Source organism: uncultured Senegalimassilia sp., from assembly GCF_902464545.1.
GTDB lineage: Bacteria > Actinomycetota > Coriobacteriia > Coriobacteriales > Eggerthellaceae > Senegalimassilia.
The window spans coordinates 18,121-36,780 of sequence record NZ_CABQJR010000012.1; the positions used below are offsets into that span (position 1 = coordinate 18,121).

Here is an 18,660-nt window from a genome sequence, read left to right on the forward strand (position 1 = left end):
CTGCTCCCTGAGCGCAAAGAAGGGCCGGGCTTCAAGCCGCGCCCGCTGCCGAACCTTCGCTTTCGGTTCGGCAGCGGGCCGCAACTCGAAGCCCGGCCCTTTCGTTGATGCATGTCAGCGCTCGCGCCGCAACGGCTAGAATTTGCGGAAGCGATCGTAGCGTTGGGAGAGCAGCTCCTGCTCGCTCATGCCGCACAGCTCATCGAGCGCCGCCTGCACATAGTCGCGCACGTTACGCTCGGCGATCAGGGGGTTCTCATGCGCGGGCGCGGGACCCTCGGGGACCACGGCGTCGATGATGCCGAGCTCTAAGGACTCGTGGGCGCTCATCTTCATGACGGCGGCAGCCTCGGGGGCACGCGTCCTGTCCTTCCACAGGATGGAGGCGAAGCCCTCAGGCGAGAGCACCGAATAAACCGCGTGCTCCTGCATGGCAACCCGGTTGGCGACGGCGAGCGCCAATGCGCCGCCCGAACCGCCTTCGCCCAAAAGCACGGTGACCACGGGAACCTTCAAGCCCGCCATAGCCACCAGGTTGTCGGCGATGGCGTTGCCCTGCCCGCGCTCCTCGGCCTCGGTGCCGCAATATGCGCCCTGGGTGTCCACCAGGCACACGATAGGACGGCGGAACTTCTCGGCCTGACGCATGAGGCGCAACGCCTTGCGATAGCCCTCTGGCTGCGGGCATCCGAAGTTGCGGCGAATGCGCTCCTTGAGGTTCTCGCCCTTCTCCTGGCCGATGACGGTGACGGCACGCCCCCCGATCCAGCCGATGCCGCCGACGATGGCGCCATCATCGGCGAACCCGCGATCGCCATGCAGCTCGACGAACCCGTCGACGAAGCTGCGGATATAGGAGATCGCCGTGGGCCTGTGCACGTTGCGAGCGAGCTGCACGCTCTGCCACGCACGATTTTCCTGCTCATCGGGCGATGCGGCTGCGACGACCGATGTCGCTCCCACTTCCAAGGACGTGCCTGCCTCGGCGTCGAACGTGCCGGCGGCGATGGCGCGCTCGACGCGTCGGGATGCGCCCGCACGCAGGCTCTCGGGGATCAACGACGAGGGAATGGCCTCGCGCAGCTTCTCCCACACGGCGCGCTCCTCGACGCTCATAGGCTCGGGGCGCAGGTCGGAATAGGTGACGGTGTTGTATGTTGCCGTGCCGTTTTCCAGGTTGTCGCAGACCGCACGGTAGCTGACGAGCACGTCATGGTCGCCGGCGTTGTGCGCGCACCCGGTCGCCTGGCAGGCGGTCGACAAATGCATGGCCAGGATATGGGCCAGGGTGGCACGTAGGTCCTGACGCTCGACGATGGCGTCGATCAAGCCATGCTCAAGCGCGAACTCGGCGGTTTGGAACCCTTCGGGCAGCTCCTGGCGGATGGTATCGCGGATAACGCGCTGCCCGGCGAAGCCGATGAGCGCTTTGGGTTCGGCCAAGATGATGTCGCCGTCCATGGCGAACGACGCGGTGACGCCGCCGGTGGTGGGATCGGTGATGACCGAGATGTACGGCAGATGCGCCGCAGCATGGCGCTCGATGGCGCACGAGGTCTTCGCCATCTGCATGAGCGAGACCAAACCCTCCTGCATGCGCGCGCCGCCCGAAGCGGTGAAGATGATCACCGGCAGATGCTCGGCGGTGGCACGCTCGAACAGGCGCGTGACCTTCTCCCCCACCACGCTGCCCATGGACCCCATGAAGAACGTGGACTCCATGATGCCGATGGCGCACTTCAAGCCCGCGATGGAACCCTGACCGGTGCGAACGCCCTCCTCAAGGCCGGTTTTCCCGCGCTGGGCCTCAAGCTTGTCAAGGTAGCCCGGGAAGCCGAGCGGATCGGTTTGCTCGATGACACGGTCCCACTCCTGGAACGTGCCGGCATCGAGCAGGTCGTCGATGCGCTCGTCGGAGATCATGCGCAAGTACCCGCCGCACGAGGGGCACACGTAATGCCCCGCAGCCAAGCTGGCGCCGTCGAAGGTGAGCTTGCAATGCTTGCAGGTACGCCACTGGCCGCACACCTCGTCGGTCTTATCGGTGGTGCACAGCACCCAGCCGAGCTGCGGCGAATCGCCCAGCTGCGTGAACACGCGGCGACCGGCAACTGCCGCGCGTGCCAGGAACGTATCAACGCCTGAAAGCGCCTGGGCATCTTCGATCAGCAAGATGACCTGGGCATCCGCTTCCTCAGCAGCCTTCAGCACGGCATAGCCGTTGGAGTACAGCGCGTCGAGATGCTTCTCGCCAAGGCTGACCTTGGCATCGGCCGCGCGCAAAGCCGCGTCCGCACGTTTGTCGTCGGTGCACGCGACGCAGGCCACCATGCCGGCATCCTGCACCGCCATGATGGTGCGCTTCGCGGCTTTGCCGCGCGCCACCACAAGGGCAACCGGCGCAGGCGCGAACGCTGCAGAGCCGCCCGCCTGCGCAGTAAGGGGCGCCTGGGCATGCTGCGAGCCGACCCCGGTATAGGCCGACATGTCCGCAGCATCGACGGCGTTGGGAGCGGTGCCGTCGGCGGTCATGCGCTCGCGTTCCTCTTCCGCGATACGCGAAAGGCGATACGCCACATCGGCATCGTCGACGACGCTTTCGCCTGCATCGCCGGAAGCGGTCACGAACGAGCCCGAACCGTCGAACGAGATGTAGTCCTGCTTGAATAGCTTCATATCAAACCCTTCGAAAAACCCTACGCGCCCTTGGCCATGACGTATTTCTGCGTCGCCGTGGCCGCCACCTGATCGCCGACGAGCGCCTGCACATCGGCGACGACCATGCGCGAGGAGTTCTTCACGATGTCCGCCTTCAGCGTGAGCACGTCGCCAGGCTGCACCTGGTGGCGGAACTTCGCCTTGTCGATGCCGGCGAAAAAGCCGAGCACCCCGGGCTCATCGCGGCCGACGAGCGCGCAAAACGATGCGGTTTGCGCAAGCGCTTCCATGATGATGACGCCCGGCAGCACCGGATGACCAGGGAAATGACCAGCGAACAGGGGCAGCTCGGGGTCAACGTCGAGCTCGGCGGTGATGCTTGCCCCGGGCTCGCATTCGAGCACGCGGCTGACCCACACGAACGGGTCGCGATGCGGCAGGACGCGCTCGATGACGTCGCGGCCGCAGGGATATTGGATGGTTTCCATGGGTAGTTCCTTAGAATGTGGTGCGGAAGCGCCCGCTGAATAGGAGGGGTGGCGGCGCTACGCCTTAGCAGGGAGAGATGGCGAGCACGGCGTTGTGGCCGCCGAAGCCGAGCGAGTTGGACAGTGCGACCTTCTGCGGATAACCCGTCTTGGCCTCGGTGAGCACGTTCACGGGGCAATCGGGGTCGGGCTGCGCGAAGCCCGTGGTGGGCGGCACACACTCGTTGGCAACGGAAAGCGCCGTGACGATGGCCTCGACCGCGCCTGCAGCGCCGAGCGTGTGTCCCGTGGAACCCTTCACGGACACCACCGGAACCTTGCGGCCCTCCTCCTCGCCGCACAGCGCGAGCAGCGCATGCGACTCGGTGGAATCGTTGGCCGGCGTTGCCGTGCCATGGGCGTTGACGTGCCCAAGGTCCGCAGGCGTGAAGCCGCCTTCGGAGAGCGCCTGGAGCATAGCGCGCTGGATGCCCTCGCCCGAAGGCTCGGGGGCGGTCATGTGGTAGGCGTCGCCCGTGGAGCCGAAGCCCGTGATCTCGGCCAGGGGCTTCGCACCGCGCGCGAGGGCATGCTCAAGGGATTCGAGCACCACGGCGCCGGCGCCTTCGCCCGCCACGAAACCGCAGCGACGCTCATCGAAGGGCAACGAGGCCTGAGTAGGGTCGTCCACCTTTGCAAGCGCGCCCAGGTTGGCGAAACCGGCGATGCAGATGGGGTTGACCGACTCCTCCGAGCCTCCAGCAAGCGCCATATCCGCGTACCCGTGGCGGATTGAGCGCACGGCGGCGCCGATGTTGTGGGCACCGGTGGCGCATGCGGTGGTCACGTCGATGCACTCGCCGCGCATGCCGTAGCGGATGGCCAAGTGGCCCGCTGCGATATTGCCGATCATAGTGGGCACGAACAGCGGGCTCACGCGCTTGGGGCCCTTATCGTGCAGCGTGAAGAAGCCGTTTTGCAGCTCATCGATGCCGCCGATGCCCGCGCCGAAGATGACGGCCGCGCGCGTGGGGTCCTCCTGCTCCATGTCGATGCCGGACTGAGCCATGGCCTCGTCAGCGGCTACGATGGCGTACTGGACGAAGCGCTCGAAGCGGCGCGCCTCCTTCTTGGACAACCCGTGCTCGGTCGGGTCGAAGTCACGCACCTCGCCCGCCACATGCACATCGAACGCTTCATGATCGAAGTGCGAAATGGTGCCAATGCAGCAGCGCTTGCCCATGACCGCATCCCACAGCGCGTCCACGCCGACGCCGGCGGGCGTGACCGCGCCCATGCCGGTGATGACGACGCGGTGGGTGCCGTCGGGACGACGCGTTGCGGACGTATCGATTACCTGACTCATAGTGCCAAACCTCCATCGATGCAGATGACCTGCCCGGTAATGTAGCCGGATTCCTCGCTTGCCAAAAAGCCCACCAGATGGGCGACGTCGTCCACCGTGCCGAAGCGCTTCATGGGGATCTGCTCGCCGATGGCCTCGCGCTGCTTTTCGGACAGGGCGTCGGTCATGTCGGTGGAGATGAAGCCGGGGGCGACGGCGTTGGCCGTGACGCCGCGGGCCGCAAGCTCGCGGGCAATGGTCTTCGTCAGCCCGATGACGCCCGCCTTCGATGCCGCGTAGTTGGCCTGGCCGGCGTTGCCGCCGACGCCGGAGATGCTCGACATGTTCACGATGCGCCCGTAACGCTGCTTCATCATGATCTTGCCGGCGGCGCGGCAGATGTGGAAGGTGCCCTTCAGGTTCACGTCGATGACGCGGTCGAAGTCGTCGTCCTTCATGCGCACCATAAGCCCGTCGCGCGTGATGCCGGCGTTGTTGACCACGGCATCAAGGCGGCCGAAGGCCTCATGCGCCTGCTCGACCAGCGCGTTCGCCTCGGCTTCATCGGCCACGCTTGCCGCGATGGCCTCTACCTGCACGCCATGTTCGCCGGCGATGCGGCTAGCCTGCTCGCGCAGCACGGGAAGGCCCGCCTCGCTCGAGCAGTTCAGCGCCACATTGAAGCCGGCAGCCGCCAGCTGCTCGGCGACCGCAAGGCCGATACCGCGCGAGCTGCCGGTGACAAGCGCCGCGCGGCGGGTGGTATCTTGAGATTCGCTCATGTGCTATTCCTTATCCTCAGCGTATTCGGAAACGAAGGCATCGAAGGACGCCGCATCCTGGATGCAGGGGCGGGCCGCCTTGCGGTCGATGCGTTTGACCAGGTTCGACAGCACCCCGCCGAAGCCGACCTCGGCGAACACGGAGGCGCCCTGATCGGCCAGGGCCCGCACGCTTTGCTCGAAGCGCACCGGATGGGTCAGATGGTCGACCAGATGGCGTCGCGCCGCCTCGGCGGAAAGCGGCTGCGCATCGGTGTTGCAGATCAGCGGGACGGAAGGCTGTTTGAAATCCACCTTCGCCAGATATGCGTCAAGCTCATCGGCGGCTGACTGCATAAGCGGGCTGTGGAACGCGCCGGAGGTGGCCAGACGGGCAAACCGCTTGCCCGCCGCCCCCCAGGCGGCTTCGGCTCGCTCGACGGCGGCCTGCTCTCCCGATATGACGATCTGGCCCGGGCAATTGAAGTTCGCGGGGACGAGCACCTGGCCCTGCGCGCACTCCTCGCACAACTGCGCGACCGATTCGCCGTCAGCTTTGAGCAGCGCGCTCATCACGCCCGGACGCTCGGCAGCTGCCTGCGCCATAAGGCGGGCGCGCTCGGCAACGAAGGAGAACGTTTCCTCGTAGGTGAGCATACCCGAAACCGCCAGGGCGCTGACCTGCCCCAACGAGAATCCGAGCACAGCCTGGGGCTGCACGCCGCGCGCTTGCAAGGCCGACGCGATGCCCGCGGACAGCGCACAGGTGGCCGGCTGCGCATACCGGGTGTCGTTGAGCTTTTCGGCGGGAGCGCTGGTCATGAGCTCGGCCATGTCGTAGCCGAGCACGTCGGAGGCGCAGTCGAGCACCGCCTTGACTTCGGGAACGTCGAACAAGCTCTCGCCCATGCCAGGCTTTTGGGCGCCTTGGCCCGAGAACATGAATACCGGGTTCATACCGACCCCCTACCCGCGCGCCGCGTTGGCGTCGGCGGCCTGCTGGAGGCTGCGTGCGCCGACTGCCTGCGCCTGCGCCATCAGCTCATCGATAACCTCCTGCGCGGTCTTGCGCTCATGCACAAGCGCGGCGACCTGTCCGGCCATCATGGAACCGTTGTCCACATCGCCTTCGACGGCGCGGCGCAGGCTTCCCACATACATGGCCTCGAGCTCGTCGCCGTTCTTGTTCAGATCGGCCTCCAGCTTGCGCACGTTGCGGGAGAACTTGTTCTTCAGGCAACGGACGGGATGGCCGCTGCCGCGTCCCGTGACGATGGTGTCGGAGTCCTTGGCCGCCAAAACGCGCTCTTTATATGCATCGGAAACGGTGCATTCCTCAACGGTAAGGAAGCGCGTACCCATCTGCACGCCCTCGGCGCCCAGCGCGAACGCGGCCGCCACACCGCGCCCATCGGCGATGCCGCCTGCGGCGATGACGGGGATGGAAACAGTGTCGCACACCGCAGGGACCAGGGCCATGGTGGTAAGCTCGCCCACATGCCCACCGCTTTCGGTGCCCTCGGCCACGACGGCATCGGCGCCCAGACGCTCCATGCGCTTGGCGAGCGCGGTGGTGGCGACGACGGGGATAACCTTGATGCCGGCCTCTTTCCACATATCCATATAGTTGGCAGGGCTGCCGGCACCGGTGGTGATCACGTCGATCTTCAGATCGACGAGCAGTCGGGCAAGCTCGGCGGCATTGGGGTCCATAAGCATGACGTTGGCGCCGATGGGGTTGCCGGTGATCTTGCGAGCTGCCGCAACCTGCTGCTCCACCCATTCAAGCGGGGCGCCGCCGCAGGCGATGATGCCCAAGCCGCCGGCGGCGCTGACGGCGCCGGCCAAGCTGGCATCGGCGATGCGCGCCATGGCGCCTTGGATGATGGGCGCTTGGATGCCCAAAAGCTCAGTGATGCGGGTATTCATATACATAGATCCTATTCACGAATAATTTCTTCGAACACGCCTGATAAGACGGGAACCGCGTACCCGAAAATGGTAGTGCAAGCGGTAGGGTTTTCAAGGCAAACGGAATCTCATTCACGTTTTCTTCGATCGGAAAAACGAAGTCCCACGCCTGTGACGTGGGACTTCACAATCAGGTTATTTCACTTGCGCAGCATTTCGACCCGTGGCTTGAACTTGTTCATGCAAGGCGGAAGTCAAGGCGGCCGGCCCGGGCGTCCACAGCCTCAAGGACCACATCAACGCGCTGGCCCAATCGGAACACGCGTCCGCTGTCCTGACCGACCAGCATGCAACCCGCCGCGTCGAGGGCGAAATATTCGCCGCCCAAATACCTGGCGGCCACCAGCCCTTCCGCGGTGTTGTCGAGCTTCACGTACATGCCGTATGCGGCAACCCCCGACACCACCGCCGAGAAGCCCTGCCCGACGAAACGGGACATATACTCGGCAAGCTTGAGCTCCTGCGACTTGCGGGCCGCCTTCTCGGCGACGCGCTCCATATCCGAGGAGTGCTCGGCGATCCAAGGCAGCGCCGCAACCTCCTGCTCGAAACGCTGAGGACGGCGCGTGAGCTGCGCGCGCAGCATGCGATGCACCACCAAGTCGGGATATCGGCGAATAGGGCTGGTGAAATGCGCATACGCCGCGCTTGCCAGGCCGTAATGCCCTTCGCATTCGAGCTTATAGCAAGCGCGCTTCATGGCGCGCAACACGAGCGCCTGCACAAGATCGGCCTCAAGGCGTCCCTGGCTTTCCAAGAGCACCTGCTGCACGGCATGTGCATCGCCTGCCACGAAGCGTTCAGGGCTGATGCGACCGAACCAGCTGAACTCCGAGAGCACGGGAAGCAACGCGGCAAGGCTGTCCGGCGAGGGTTTCTCATGCACTCGGTACAAGGCGGGGAAATCGCGCTCGTGCAGATGCGCCGCAACCACCTCGTTGGCTAAGATCATGGCCTCCTCGACAAGGCTTGTGGCCTGGTTCTTCACGCGCAGGTCCACCCCGCAGGGCTTGCCCGATGCGTCGAGGATCACGCGGGCCTCGGGGAACTCGAAGTCAAGGCCGCCGGCAGCTTGCCGGTACGCGATGCGCGCCTGGGCGAAACCGCTCAGGCTCCTCACGCGCTGCATGATGGCTTCGTCAATATCCTGACCTGCCGCGCAGCCTTTCAAGCCGTCGAGCGTGCCGGAGGCGCCGAGCGGCGCGCCCTGCAGCGCATCGAGCACCTGGCTGTACGACAAGCGAGCGCACGAGCGCATGAGCGCCGGGTACAGGTCGTAGCCGACGGGCCTCCAGTCCTCGTCAAGGTATACGTCACACGTCATGCACCTGCGGGTTTCGCCGGGATTGAGCGAGCACAAGCCGTTGGAAAGCTGCTCGGGCAGCATGGGGATGACGCGATCGACCAGGTAAACGCTCGTGGCGCGACGGCGCGCATCAAGGTCGAGCGAGCTGTTCCACTCCACATAATGCGACACATCGGCGATGTGGACGCCCAGACGCCATACGGCGCCGTGCTTGCGGAAGTCCTCCGCGGGCTCCAGGGAAAGCGCATCATCGAAATCCCGGGCATCGGCCGGGTCGATGGTGAACACCACGCGATCGCGGATATCGCGGTACCCTGCGGCAAGGGCGCCCACTTCGTCGAGAGCCGCCGCATCGGCTTGCGCCAAGGCGCCTTCCGAGAACACGGTTTCAAGCTTGGCGCGGGCGATGATGGATTCAACGGAGACGGTGGCATCGTCTGCCATGCCGAGCACGTCCTCGATAACGCCGCACGCGGCTTCATGCCGAGACGGATACGCCGTCATGCGAACGCGCACAAGCGCCCCATCTGGGATATCCGGCGAATCGGCGCGCATGGTGAAGATGTCATAGGGGATGTTATGGTCCTCGGGCACCACCACGCCGAAAGGCTCGGCGACCTCATAGCGCCCAACCACGGTATCGTGCGCACGGTCGATGACGCGCAGCACGCGGGCCGCCGGCCGATCGGCGTGTGCGTCGCCGGACGTACCGCGCGCAGGAAGCGGTGCCACTTCCACCAAGTCGCCGTCGAAAGCGCCGGCCATCTTCGATTCCGGGATGAAGTATTCCCCTTCCGCCGTCCGCACGAAGCCGAACGACCCCGCATGGACCACCAGAACGCCGTGAGGATTGGGGCGCGGACGGCGACGCGTGTGCTTGCGCGTTCGCCCCATCTACTCACGCACCATGGATTGAGCGGTCTCCATGGCCAACGACTTTTGATTGTCGTCATCGTCGGAACGGCCGATGGAGATGTCGGGATTGATGCCCAACCCGTCGATGTCATGATCGAGCGGGCTTTTGTAGTACGCAGCCGTATAGCGCAGCGCACCGCCGAACGTGAGCTCATGGGTGACCTGCACCGAGCCCTTGCCCAGCGTGGTGGTGCCCATGATGGTAGCGCGCTCGTTGTCCTTCAACGACGCGGCGATGACCTCTGCCGAAGACGAGGTGTTGCCGTTGACGAGCACCACCAGCGGTTTGTCGGTGAGCACGTCGCCCGTGGCGTTTTTCGTGGTCTCGTCCGAGCTTTTCGTGGTGATGCGCACGATAGTTCCGCTTTTGATGAAATAGCTGGAGATGTCCACCGCTTGCGTAAGGTATCCGCCAGGGTTGTCGCGCAGATCCAGCACATAGGACTGCGCTCCCCTTGCATCAAGATCCACGATAGCCTGTCGCACCAGCTGGGCGGAATTCTGCGTGATCTGCTTCAACTGGATATAGCCCACGTTGTTCGTAAGCTCGGTGGTAACGTTTTTGACCGTTTGGTCCGTGACGGTGAGCGTTGTGGTGAACTCAGTGCCCTTGGTGTCGTCAAGCGAGGAGCCGCGCCGCCAGGTGATGACCACCTGCGAGCCCTGATCGCGCTTGATCGCCTGGGTGACCCCCGAAGCGGTCCAAGCATGGCTGCGGTCGCCGTCAATGGAAACCACCACATCGTTGGTTTGCACGTTGGCCATCTGAGCCGGCGACCCCTCGAACACATCCACCGCATAGGCGCTGCCGTTATATTCGCTGAACAGCACACCGATGCCGCCGCCGTTGTCGGAAGCGTCGGAAGCAGACGATGAGGCGGCGAAGCGGCTTGCGTCGTAATAGCGCAGATACGGATCTTGGGTGGACACGGCGAACGCATCGAGCATCTTGGTGGTGGCGGTATCAAGATCATAGGAATCAAGGCTGTCCTTGTTCACGATGGTCTCCACCTCGCCCACGCGAGCCGAAAGCGAGTTATAGGTTTGCTGCGTTTGCGCGGCCTTCGCCTTCGCGTCCTGAGTGCCCGTGAGCTGCGAAAGGCCTAGCGCATCGAGCAGCTCCATGTCTCCGCGAACGGCGAAGCCGCCGACAAATGCGGCGGCTACGACGATGATCAAGCTGAACAGCTTCGCGAGCTTTATATTGCGGGCACGCGCCTTGCGCGCGGACGCCGCCATGTTGGCAATTTTATCGGTATGCCTTGGCATGCATGCTCCTCAAGCGCTACACCTTCAGATAACGACGCATGGCGAATGCCGAGCCGATCAAGCCGATGACCAGGCCGAACACCGCAAGCATCACATAGAACATCGCGAACGTGCCGGCGGAAAGGTCGATGGGCAGCCACGTGAGCGCATCCTGCAGCTTAGGCATGGCCACGTTGCGCAGGACCTCGAGGGTGCCGATGGCAAGCGCAGCGCCGACGATGGCGTGCAGCGCGCCCTCCATGAGGAAGGGCCCTCGGATGAACCCGTTGGAAGCGCCCACCAGACGCATAATGGCGATTTCCTTGCGGCGAGCCAAAATGGCCAAGCGGATGGTGTTGTTGATGAACACCAGCGCGATGAAGATGAGCAGGCCCACGAGCGCCACGCCGATGACGCGCACATAACTGGTCAGCTGGAACAGGCGATCGACCGTCTTCTCGCCGTAACGCAGCGAATCAGAGGGGTCGGAGGGGTTATCGCAGATCTTCTGGAACGTCTTGTTCGCCTCGATCTGGGAGGCAACGTCCTCGACCATCTTCGGGTCGGACAGCTCGACGTCGATGGAAGCCGGCAGCGGGTTCTGCCCGTCAAGCGACTCGGCGATATCGGAGCTGGAGGACGCCTTGAAGTTCTCAAGCGCCTGCTCCTTATCGGTGTAGCTAACGTTGGCGACCGACGACATTGACTTGATCTCGGATTGCAGCGACTGCACGTCAGAGCTGGAGGCGCTATCGGAGATCCACACCGTGATGTTGACTTCCTGCTCCACGGATTTCACCACGTTGTTGACCACCGAACCGCCCACCAGGAAAATGCCGATGATGAGCAACGACAGGAAGATGGTGACGATGGAACCGAGCGCAGTGGAAAGGTTGCGCGTAAAGCCGGTCAGCGACTCTTTGAGGAAATAGAAGAAACTAGACATCGAAACCGTACACCCCTCGATCTTGGTCGCGCGTCAGGTTGCCGCGATCGAGCGCGATAACGCGGCGACGCATGTTGTCCACCATCTCGCGGTCATGGGTTGCCACGACCACCGTGGTGCCGGTGCGGTTGATGCGCTCGAGCAGGTCCATGATGCCTCGCGAGGTTTGCGGGTCAAGGTTGCCCGTGGGCTCGTCGCAGATAAGGATGGGAGGACGGTTCACGATGGCGCGCGCGATGGACACGCGCTGCTGCTCGCCGCCGGAAAGCTGATCGGGGCGCTTGTTGAGCTTGTCCTGCAAGCCGACCAGACGCAGAACCTCGGGGACCTGCGTTTTGATGACGTGACGGGACTTGCCGATTACCTCGAGCGCGAACGCCACGTTCTCGAACACCGTTTTGTTCGGAAGCAGCTTGAAGTCCTGGAAAACGCAGCCGATATTGCGACGCAAATACGGCACGCGCCAGTTGCGCATGTTCGCAAGATCCTCATCGGCGATGTAGATATGGCCCTGCGTGGGCTTGACCTCGCGAATGAGCATGCGGATGAAGGTGGTTTTGCCGGAACCGGAATGACCGACCAGGAACACGAACTCGCCGGCGAAGATCTGCAGGGAGACGTCGTTGAGGGCCGGCTTGTTAGGCTGAGCCGGGTACACCTTGGTCACATGGTCGAACGTGATGACGGGCGTACCCGACTGCTGCGGGGTATCTTCGATCTCAAGCGTCGGAAGCGACGCGGACAGCTGCGATGTCACCTGTCGCGGCGGCGCAGCATGGGCGCCTGCACGCCTTTGCGGGCGCACGGGAGCCGCATGGCTCATATCGTTCGTCACAGTTTGCTCCATTCATGTAGTGATGTACTGAGACGAAGACGATTCTATCAGATGCCCTACTTGAGCGTGAGGCTTTTCACAGCTTTGACAATCGCCTTGGAGTCCAAGCCGAAGTACGCCATAAGCTCCTCGAACTCGCCGGATTTGCCGAAACGGTCGTCCATGCCCACGAAGCGCATGGGCACCGGGCACTCCTCGGCAAGCGCACGCGACACGGCCGTGCCCAGGCCACCGTGGATGCTGTGCTCCTCGGCGACGACCACGCGGCCGGTCTTGCGAGCGGACGCCACGATGGTGGCGCGATCGAGGGGTTTGACGGAGAAGGCGTCGATGACCTCGGCGGACACACCCTCGGCGGCAAGCTCATCGGCGGCTGCCAGGGCCTGCTCAACCTCTACGCCGCAAGCCACGATGGTGACATCGGAGCCCTCGCGCAGCGTGTAGGAGCGGCCGAGCTCGAGTTCTACGCCGTCGGCGTACACGGCCGGCACGCTGGCGCGGCCCATGCGCACATAGACCGGGCCCGGCGTTTCGGCGGCCAGGCGGATGGCGGCCACCGCTGCGGCGTAATCTGCCGGCACAAGCACGCGCATGTGCGGAAGACCTGCCATAAGCGAGATATCCTCAAGCATCTGGTGGCTGCCGCCGTCAGGACCCACGGACACGCCGGCGTGCGTAGGGGCGATCTTGACGTTGAGGTCGGAATAGCACACGGTGTTGCGGATCTGGTCATAGGCGCGACCGGTGCCGAACACGGCGAAGCTGCCGGTGAACGCGATGTTGCCGGTGGTCGCGAGACCTGCCGCCACATCGATCATGTTCTGCTCGGCGATGCCGCAGTTGAACAGACGGTCGGCGTAGCCGGCCTTCGCGAACTTGGCGGTGGTGGTGGAGCCGGTCAGGTCGGCATCGACGGCGACGACGGGCACGCCTTCGCCGGCGAGCTCAGCCAGCGTGACGCCGTAAGCCGCACGCGTGGCGCGCTTGACCTGGGACTGTTCTGCATTTGCAAGCGTAACCATCGCTTATGCCTCCTTACGTGCGGCCTCGAGCTCGGCCACAGCCTGCTCGGTCTGCTCGGCATTGGGCGCCTTGCCGTGCCAACCAGCCTGGTTTTCCATGAACGACACGCCGCGGCCCTTGATGGTGTTGGCCACAAGAACATGCGGGCGGCCGTCGGCGGCGCGCTTGGCGGCGTTCAGAGCCTTGATGAGCGCATCGATGTCGTGGCCGTCCACCTGGCTTGCCTCCCAGCCGAACGCGGAGAACTTGGCGCACATGTCGCCGGGGTCGCACACGTCGGCGGTGTCGCCGTCGATCTGCAGATGGTTGCGGTCGACGATAGCCACAAGGTTGTCCAGGTTCTCATGGGCGGCCCACATGGCGGCCTCCCAAACCTGGCCCTCCTCGCACTCGCCGTCGCCGAGCAGGCAGAATACGCGCTGGGGCTTGCCCGCCAGCTTCAGGCCGGCGGCCATGCCGGCGGCGATGGACAGGCCCTGGCCGAGAGAACCGGTGGAAACCTCGACGCCCGGACACAGGTTGCAGTCGGGATGGCCCTGCAGGCGCGTGCCCAGCTTGCGCAGCGTCTTGAGCTCCTCGCGCGGGAAATAGCCGGCATGCGCGAGCGCCGCGTACAGCGCGGGCGCCGCATGGCCCTTCGCCAGGACGAACCGGTCGCGGTCCTCCCACTTCGGCTGCTCCGGATCATGATCCATCACGCCGCCGAAATACAGCGCGGTGAGGATGTCGGTGCACGAAAGCGAGCCGCCGGGATGTCCGCTTCCCGCCTCGGCGATCATGCGCACGATGTCGATGCGCATATCGCATGCCCGCTGCTCAAGCTCGGTCATTGCTTGTCCTTTCGTCGTTTTGACGCTTTCACTATCAACAGGGAACGCGGTTTCCCGCATCCCGCTATCGCTATACCATGGCTCCCCTATCGGCGGCGTTGCGCCAGCAAGAGGACGGCGCTCGCAGCCGCTTCATGCGCCCGCAAGCACCTTGAGAGCTACTCCTGCGACACGCGCCACTTGTGGTAGCCCACCACGAACTGGTCGATGTCGCCGTCGAGCACCGCGTCCACGTTGCCCGTCTCCACGCCGCTTCGCACATCCTTGACCAGCTGATACGGGAACAGCACATAGTTGCGGATCTGGCTGCCGAAGCTGTTCTCCATGCGCTCGCCTCGCAGCTCGTCGATCTGATCGCGGCGCTTCTGCTGCTCGATCTCGTAGAGCTTGGATTTCAGCACGCGGATGGCGGCATCCTTGTTCTGCAGCTGCGACTTCTCGTTTTGGCACGTGACCACGATGCCCGTGGGCATGTGCGTCAAGCGCACGGCCGAGTCGGTGGTGTTGACGCACTGGCCGCCCGGTCCGCTGGAACGGTACACGTCCACGCGCACATCGTTCATATCGAGGTTGACCTCGATATCGTCGGGGAGCACGGGAAGCACCTCAACAGCAGCGAAGGTGGTATGACGGCGCTGCTTGACGTCGGTTGGGCTGATACGCACCAGGCGGTGCACGCCGTTCTCGCTGCGCAGCATGCCGTAGGCCAAACGACCTTCGATCTGCAAGGTGGCCTTGTTCAGACCGACGGCCTCCGCGCCGGGGACCAGGTCGAGGACCTTGACCTTCCAGCCCTTCGAGTCCGCATAGCGGCTGTACATGTTGTACAGCATCTCGGTCCAGTCCTGGGCTTCCAGACCGCCTTGACCGGGGCTGACGGTGAGGATGCAGTCGCCGTCGTCGAAACGCCCGGAGAACCAGCTTTCCACCTCAAGGGCGTCGAGCTTGCCGTCAAGCGTTTCAAGGGTCTGCTGCACCTCTTCGGCGAACAGGGGGTCCTCCCCTGCCAGCTCATGCGCGGCACGGGCGTCATCGAGCAACGAGACGGCGGCGTTGTACGCGTCGATGGTGTCGCGCAGCGAGCTTGCCTGCTTCGACACGGTTTGCGCACGCTGCGCATCGTCCCAGAAGCCCGCCTGCGCGATCTGCGCGTCGAGCGCCGTGAGCTGGGCGGTTTTGTCATCGATGTGCAGGAAGCCATGCGCATCGGCGACGCGCTGGGCAACCTGCTCGATATCTTTCAGTTCTTTATCTGCCATAGTTATTCCATACTACCAGCAAAACGCCCCGCGCTTGCGTGCGGGGCGTTGGAGTGCATAGTTTCTTCGCGCCTTCGAAGACGCCGTGTTCAAGCTATCTGTCCTTGCCGTGGCACTTCTTGAACTTCAGGCCGCTCCCGCACGGGCAAGGGTCGTTGCGTCCCACGTTGGCGAACGGGTCATCCTTATCCTTGACGTAGGTCTGCGGCTTCGCCGGAGCGGGCTTGGGGGCCGAACCTGCCGCCTGCTGCGCACGCTGAGCAGCCTGCTGCTGGGCGACCGCATGGCCAACGCCCGTCTGTCCGAGCGCCTGCTCGGGGTTGGAGTAGCTCACGCGGCCCTCAAGCGGGTTGGGCTCGGCAGGCATCTGCGGAGCGGCGGATGCCGCCACCTGCAAACGGAGCAGGGTACGCAGATATTCCTCGTACATGGAATGCGTCAGGTTGCTGAAGGCGCGGTAGGCCTCGTTCTTGTACTCAACCAACGGGTCGCGCTGGCCGAAGGCGCGCAGGCCGATACCGGTTTTCAGGTAGTCCATATCCTGCAGATGCGCCATCCACCTGCGGTCGATGATACGAAGCATGACCTGCGATTCCAGCATGCGCATGATCGGCTCGCCAAGCTCGGCGGTCTTCTGCGCCACCACGCCGTCCAAATACGCCTCAAGCGCCTCGCACACCTGCGCAGGGTCGTCCTCGTGATCGACCTCGGCCACATGGAAGTCGTTAAGGCCCGTCATAGACGCCGCCCACATATCGACAGCCTTGCAATCCCAATCGTCGCTGGGCAGCTTCTCGGGGCAGCTCTCCTCCACCACGGCCTCGACGGCATCGGCCACGATCTCGGGGATGCGGCCTTCCATGTCCTTGCCGTCCAGAATGGCGTTGCGCTCCTCGTAGATGGCCTTGCGCTGGAGGTTCATAACGTCGTCGTATTCCAGAACGTTCTTACGCGCTGCGAAGTGCATGCTTTCAACCTGGCGCTGAGCCGATTCAATGGCCTTGGACACCATGGATGCCTGGATGGGCATATCGTCGGGCATGTTGGTCTTCTCCATCATGGCGCCGATCTTGTCCATGCGCGAACCGCCGAACAGACGCATAAGGTCATCTTCAAGCGATAGGTAGAACTGCGTGGTGCCCGGGTCGCCCTGACGGCCGGCACGACCGCGCAGCTGGTTGTCGATACGTCGGCTTTCGTGACGCTCGGTGCCGATGACGCACAAGCCGCCTGCCTCCAAGACGCGCTTCTGCTCTGCTTTGCACGTTGCGCGGGCGATGCCGAGCGCCTCCTTGCGCTGGCCCTCCGTAGGCGCCGGCAGGCCGTCTTCATCTGCGGGCTGCATGCCGGGCTCAAGGTCGGGGTTGAGGCCGCGCTCGCGCAGCACGTCATCGGCGAGCACGTCGGGGTTGCCGCCGAGCAAGATGTCGGTACCGCGGCCCGCCATGTTCGTGGCGATGGTGACGGCGCCGACACGGCCGGCCTGGGCGATGATATGAGCTTCGCGCTCATGGTTTTTCGCATTGAGGGTCTCGTGCTTGATGCCGCGCTTGTCGAGCAGGCGGGAGAGCTTCTCGGAGCTTTCGATGGACACCGTGCCGATAAGGCAGGGCTGACCAGCCTGATGACGAACCGCCACGTCGTCGGCGACGGCGTGGAACTTCGCATCGACGGTGCGGTAGATCAAATCGTCCTCGTCGATACGCTTGACCTGCTTGTTCGGCGGGATAGCCACAACCGGCAGCTTGTAGATCTGACGGAACTCAGCGTCCTCGGTCATGGCCGTGCCCGTCATGCCCGAGAGCTTATCGTAGAGGCGGAAGTAGTTCTGCAGCGTGATGGTGGCGAGCGTTTGATTCTCCTCGCGCACCTGCACATGCTCTTTGGCCTCGAGTGCCTGATGCAGGCCCTCGGAGTAGCGGCGGCCTTCCATGATGCGGCCCGTGAACTCGTCGACGATCTTCACCTCGCCGTTAACGACCACATAGTCAACGTCGCGATGGAACAGGAACTGCGCCTTGAGCGCCTGCTGCAGGTGATTGGGCAGCTGACCGGACGGGTCGGCGTAAATATCGTCGATGCCGAGCATGGTCTCGATCTTGGTGAGGCCCGACTCGGTGGCGTTGATGGTCTTCTTCGCCTCGTCCATCTCGAAGTCCTCGTCGAGCTTCAAGGCGGGCATGACGCGGGCGAACTTGTTGTACGTATCGGCGGCGCGCGTGCCGGCGCCGGAGATGATCAGCGGCGTGCGTGCCTCGTCGATGAGGATGGAGTCAACCTCGTCGACGATGGCGAAATGATGGCCGCGCTGCACGCGGGCGTCGGCGCGCGTGACCATGTTGTCGCGCAGGTAGTCGAAGCCGAATTCGGAGTTGGTGCCGTAGGTAACATCGGCCTGGTAGGCGAGCTTCTTGGCCTCGGGGCGCATGCCGTTCTGGATAAGGCCCACGCTCATGCCCAGAAACTCATACACCTGCCCCATCCACTGGCTGTCGCGGCGCGCCAGGTAATCGTTGACGGTGACGATGTGCACGTTCTGCCCGCCAAGGGCGTTAAGATAGCCGGCAAGGGTGGACACAAGCGTCTTGCCCTCGCCCGTGCGCATCTCGGCGATCTGACCGTCGTTGAGCGCCATACCGCCGATGAGCTGGACGTCGAAGTGACGCATGCCCAGCGTTCGCACCGACGCCTCGCGCACCGCAGCGAACGCCTCGGGCAGCACGTCGGCTGTGGAGGCGCCAGCCTGCACGCGGCCGCGTAGCTCGTCGGTGAACGCGCGCAGCTGCTCGTCGGTTTTCGCCTGCATCTCGGGCTCGAGGCCGCCGATCTTGTCGGCCAGGGCCTGGTAATTCTTCAGCTGCTTACCTTCGCCGAACGTGAGCAGCTTGGAGAGGAAACCTGCCATAAGAGCGCCATTCCTTTCAGCGCCGGCCCTGTATGCCGGCGCGGGTTCGTTCAATCAGCTTACTCTAACATATCCTCAATTCAGCTAAGTTCCAGTGGCCGACTTGCACAGCTTCTTCGCAGCGTCGCGCGGCTGATCGCAGGGGTTTGCCCTCGTAGGACCTCTGCTTCCCCGGCGCACGTCGCCCGAAC

At 64.1% G+C, this 18,660-nt stretch carries 14 protein-coding genes; all 14 read right to left on the bottom strand.

Features of this window, described 5'->3' with window-relative positions; translation table 11 throughout:
- Positions 1-135: 135 nt before the first annotated feature.
- The 14 genes from RDW26_RS04730 to secA all read right to left on the bottom strand — a co-directional run bounded on the left by RDW26_RS04730 (position 136) and on the right by secA (position 18,469).
- Positions 136-2,676 (bottom strand): acetyl-CoA carboxylase carboxyltransferase subunit alpha, encoded by a 2,541-nt coding sequence (locus RDW26_RS04730; protein ID WP_307982722.1) that lies wholly within the window; start codon positions 2,674-2,676, stop codon positions 136-138.
- 20 nt (positions 2,677-2,696) lie between these two features.
- Complete coding sequence (gene fabZ, locus RDW26_RS04735; RefSeq protein ID WP_118350036.1) at positions 2,697-3,146, bottom strand: 3-hydroxyacyl-ACP dehydratase FabZ; 450 nt, start codon at positions 3,144-3,146, stop codon at positions 2,697-2,699.
- Positions 3,147-3,210: 64 nt separating this feature from the next.
- The gene (gene fabF, locus RDW26_RS04740) at positions 3,211-4,491 is read right to left on the bottom strand and encodes a beta-ketoacyl-ACP synthase II (RefSeq protein WP_307982723.1); all 1,281 of its coding nucleotides are present in this window, start codon (positions 4,489-4,491) and stop codon (positions 3,211-3,213) included.
- Complete coding sequence (gene fabG / locus RDW26_RS04745) at positions 4,488-5,252, bottom strand: 3-oxoacyl-[acyl-carrier-protein] reductase (RefSeq protein WP_307982724.1); 765 nt, start codon at positions 5,250-5,252, stop codon at positions 4,488-4,490. The genes fabF and fabG overlap by 4 nt, the downstream gene beginning before the upstream one ends.
- Before the next feature lie 3 nt (positions 5,253-5,255).
- Entirely contained in the window at positions 5,256-6,188 is a 933-nt protein-coding gene (gene fabD, locus RDW26_RS04750) for an ACP S-malonyltransferase (RefSeq protein WP_307982725.1), read from the bottom strand.
- A 9-nt stretch (positions 6,189-6,197) separates the two neighbouring features.
- Positions 6,198-7,160, bottom strand: a complete 963-nt coding sequence (locus RDW26_RS04755; protein ID WP_307982726.1) for a DUF561 domain-containing protein — start codon at positions 7,158-7,160, stop codon at positions 6,198-6,200.
- 220 nt (positions 7,161-7,380) lie between these two features.
- Entirely contained in the window at positions 7,381-9,402 is a 2,022-nt protein-coding gene (rnr, locus tag RDW26_RS04760; protein WP_307982728.1) for a ribonuclease R, read from the bottom strand.
- Positions 9,403-10,692 carry a S41 family peptidase gene (locus RDW26_RS04765; RefSeq protein WP_307982729.1) on the bottom strand — a complete coding sequence of 430 codons (1,290 nt, stop codon included), beginning with the start codon at positions 10,690-10,692 and terminating at the stop codon, positions 9,403-9,405.
- 16 nt (positions 10,693-10,708) lie between these two features.
- Positions 10,709-11,617, bottom strand: a complete 909-nt coding sequence (gene ftsX, locus RDW26_RS04770) for a permease-like cell division protein FtsX (protein WP_298628939.1) — start codon at positions 11,615-11,617, stop codon at positions 10,709-10,711.
- Complete coding sequence (gene ftsE, locus RDW26_RS04775; RefSeq protein ID WP_042433871.1) at positions 11,610-12,452, bottom strand: cell division ATP-binding protein FtsE; 843 nt, start codon at positions 12,450-12,452, stop codon at positions 11,610-11,612. The genes ftsX and ftsE overlap by 8 nt, the downstream gene beginning before the upstream one ends.
- A gap of 56 nt (positions 12,453-12,508) precedes the next feature.
- Positions 12,509-13,474, bottom strand: coding sequence for a transketolase family protein (locus RDW26_RS04780; RefSeq protein ID WP_298628938.1), 966 nt, complete (start codon positions 13,472-13,474; stop codon positions 12,509-12,511).
- A gap of 3 nt (positions 13,475-13,477) precedes the next feature.
- The gene (locus RDW26_RS04785) at positions 13,478-14,305 is read right to left on the bottom strand and encodes a transketolase (RefSeq protein WP_307982730.1); all 828 of its coding nucleotides are present in this window, start codon (positions 14,303-14,305) and stop codon (positions 13,478-13,480) included.
- A 158-nt stretch (positions 14,306-14,463) separates the two neighbouring features.
- Complete coding sequence (prfB, locus tag RDW26_RS04790; RefSeq protein ID WP_294398860.1) at positions 14,464-15,564, bottom strand: peptide chain release factor 2; 1,101 nt, start codon at positions 15,562-15,564, stop codon at positions 14,464-14,466.
- Between the two features lie 94 nt (positions 15,565-15,658).
- Positions 15,659-18,469 carry a preprotein translocase subunit SecA gene (secA, locus tag RDW26_RS04795; RefSeq protein WP_298628933.1) on the bottom strand — a complete coding sequence of 937 codons (2,811 nt, stop codon included), beginning with the start codon at positions 18,467-18,469 and terminating at the stop codon, positions 15,659-15,661.
- Between the last annotated feature and the right edge of the window lie 191 nt (positions 18,470-18,660).

What these genes read in the sequence shown, in the direction of transcription:
- RDW26_RS04730 (WP_307982722.1), bottom strand. Translation starts at nt 2,676, where the DNA reads ATGAAGCTATTCAAGCAGGACTACATCTCGTTCGACGGTTCGGGCTCG.
- fabZ (WP_118350036.1), bottom strand. Translation starts at nt 3,146, where the DNA reads ATGGAAACCATCCAATATCCCTGCGGCCGCGACGTCATCGAGCGCGTC.
- fabF (WP_307982723.1), bottom strand. Translation starts at nt 4,491, where the DNA reads ATGAGTCAGGTAATCGATACGTCCGCAACGCGTCGTCCCGACGGCACC.
- fabG (WP_307982724.1), bottom strand. Translation starts at nt 5,252, where the DNA reads ATGAGCGAATCTCAAGATACCACCCGCCGCGCGGCGCTTGTCACCGGC.
- fabD (WP_307982725.1), bottom strand. Translation starts at nt 6,188, where the DNA reads ATGAACCCGGTATTCATGTTCTCGGGCCAAGGCGCCCAAAAGCCTGGC.
- RDW26_RS04755 (WP_307982726.1), bottom strand. Translation starts at nt 7,160, where the DNA reads ATGAATACCCGCATCACTGAGCTTTTGGGCATCCAAGCGCCCATCATC.
- rnr (WP_307982728.1), bottom strand. Translation starts at nt 9,402, where the DNA reads ATGGGGCGAACGCGCAAGCACACGCGTCGCCGTCCGCGCCCCAATCCT.
- RDW26_RS04765 (WP_307982729.1), bottom strand. Translation starts at nt 10,692, where the DNA reads ATGCCAAGGCATACCGATAAAATTGCCAACATGGCGGCGTCCGCGCGC.
- ftsX (WP_298628939.1), bottom strand. Translation starts at nt 11,617, where the DNA reads ATGTCTAGTTTCTTCTATTTCCTCAAAGAGTCGCTGACCGGCTTTACG.
- RDW26_RS04780 (WP_298628938.1), bottom strand. Translation starts at nt 13,474, where the DNA reads ATGGTTACGCTTGCAAATGCAGAACAGTCCCAGGTCAAGCGCGCCACG.
- RDW26_RS04785 (WP_307982730.1), bottom strand. Translation starts at nt 14,305, where the DNA reads ATGACCGAGCTTGAGCAGCGGGCATGCGATATGCGCATCGACATCGTG.
- prfB (WP_294398860.1), bottom strand. Translation starts at nt 15,564, where the DNA reads ATGGCAGATAAAGAACTGAAAGATATCGAGCAGGTTGCCCAGCGCGTC.
- secA (WP_298628933.1), bottom strand. Translation starts at nt 18,469, where the DNA reads ATGGCAGGTTTCCTCTCCAAGCTGCTCACGTTCGGCGAAGGTAAGCAG.